The sequence below is a fragment of the Delftia sp. ZNC0008 genome, assembly GCF_000799035.1.
Lineage (GTDB): Bacteria > Pseudomonadota > Gammaproteobacteria > Burkholderiales > Burkholderiaceae_C > Comamonas > Comamonas tsuruhatensis.
Genome location: NZ_JTKZ01000827.1, coordinates 1 through 1,233, shown reverse-complemented (window position 1 = coordinate 1,233; position 1,233 = coordinate 1). Strand labels below are relative to the sequence as shown.

Sequence of the window (1,233 nt, the reverse complement as noted above, 5' to 3'; positions counted from 1 at the left end):
TGCTCCAGCGAAGGCAGCTCGCCCGCCAGATCGCGGCGCAGCAGGCGGCGGATGCGCTCGCCCAGGCGCGTGCGGTCGCGGTAGCGGATGACCAGGCCCATGGCCGCCTGGTCCAGGAATTCGGCCAGGCTCTCCGGGGTCTGCACCACGGGCAGCTCCAGCCAGCGCGCATCGAACTCCAGCCCCGTGAAGTCGCGGTCGCGCTGCAGCGGCGCCAGGAACAGGCGCTGCGCCTCCGTGCCATACGGCATGCTGGCTCCGGACGGCGCGCACACGCCCGTCAGCTCTATCCTGCGCGACACCAGCCACGACATGACGCCATAGCCCAGAAAGCAGAAGGACCGCTCGGCATAGGCCAGCGGCGCATCGCGCTCGCGCAGCGACACCATGGCGATGCGGGCCACGCCGTCCACGACCTGCAGCCGGGGCGCGAAGTCGCGCAGCACCAGGCGGTAGAAACGCAGCCCGGCCTGCAATGCCTCGCCCAGCGTGCGGCAAGGCAGCATGGTGCGGCAGGCCTGGGCAAAACTGCCCACGGGCAGCGGATGGCGGCACAGGCCCCACAGCTCGTCGCGGCAGACGCGGCGCAGCACGCGGATCAGCGCCGCGTACTGCGCCTGGGTCACGCGCGACAGCGGCGCATCCAGCAGAGCAGGCGCAATGCCGGCGCGGCGCAGGATGGCTGGCACATCCATGCCATTGCGCTGCACGCCCTGCACGATCTGCAGGACCTGGGCAATGGCAATGGTGTGGGCCGTGGTCTGTGGCATGGGTTGGATGAGGACGCCGCTGCTCATGGCGCCAAGGGGCGTGAGCGAAAAAGCATGGAGGGACTGTGCCACGGCCCCGCACTAGTGTGAACAGGCCCTAGCGCTGCACCAGCGCCAGCCGCACCGCCATGCCCAGGAACACCAGCCCGGCCACGCGGTTGAGCCAGTTCTGCGCACGCACGGATCGCTGCAGCAGCACGCCGAACCAGCCCGAGCAGCATGCGATGGCACCGAACACCAGCAGCGCCGCCAGCATGAACACGCAGCCCAGCACCATCACCTGCGTGGCCACGCCGCCGCGCGCGGGGTCCGCGAACTGCGGTAGAAAGGCCAGGAAGAAGATCAGCACCTTGGGGTTGGTGAGGTTCATCACCACGCCACGCCCCACCCAGCGCAGCGCCCGTGCGGGGGTCAGCGGGTCGGCTGCGCCGGCCTGCGGCATCTCGCCCGGCCGGGCCACGGC

The 1,233-nt window shown here is 70.7% G+C and carries 2 protein-coding genes; both read right to left on the bottom strand.

The features are described from left to right. Positions 1–770 (bottom strand): AraC family transcriptional regulator (locus L995_RS26390; RefSeq protein ID WP_231574536.1); only part of this gene is annotated, 770 nt, incomplete at its 3' end. A gap of 97 nt (positions 771–867) precedes the next feature. After that, positions 868–1,233 (bottom strand): LysE family translocator (locus L995_RS26385; RefSeq protein WP_047474290.1); only part of this gene is annotated, 366 nt, incomplete at its 5' end.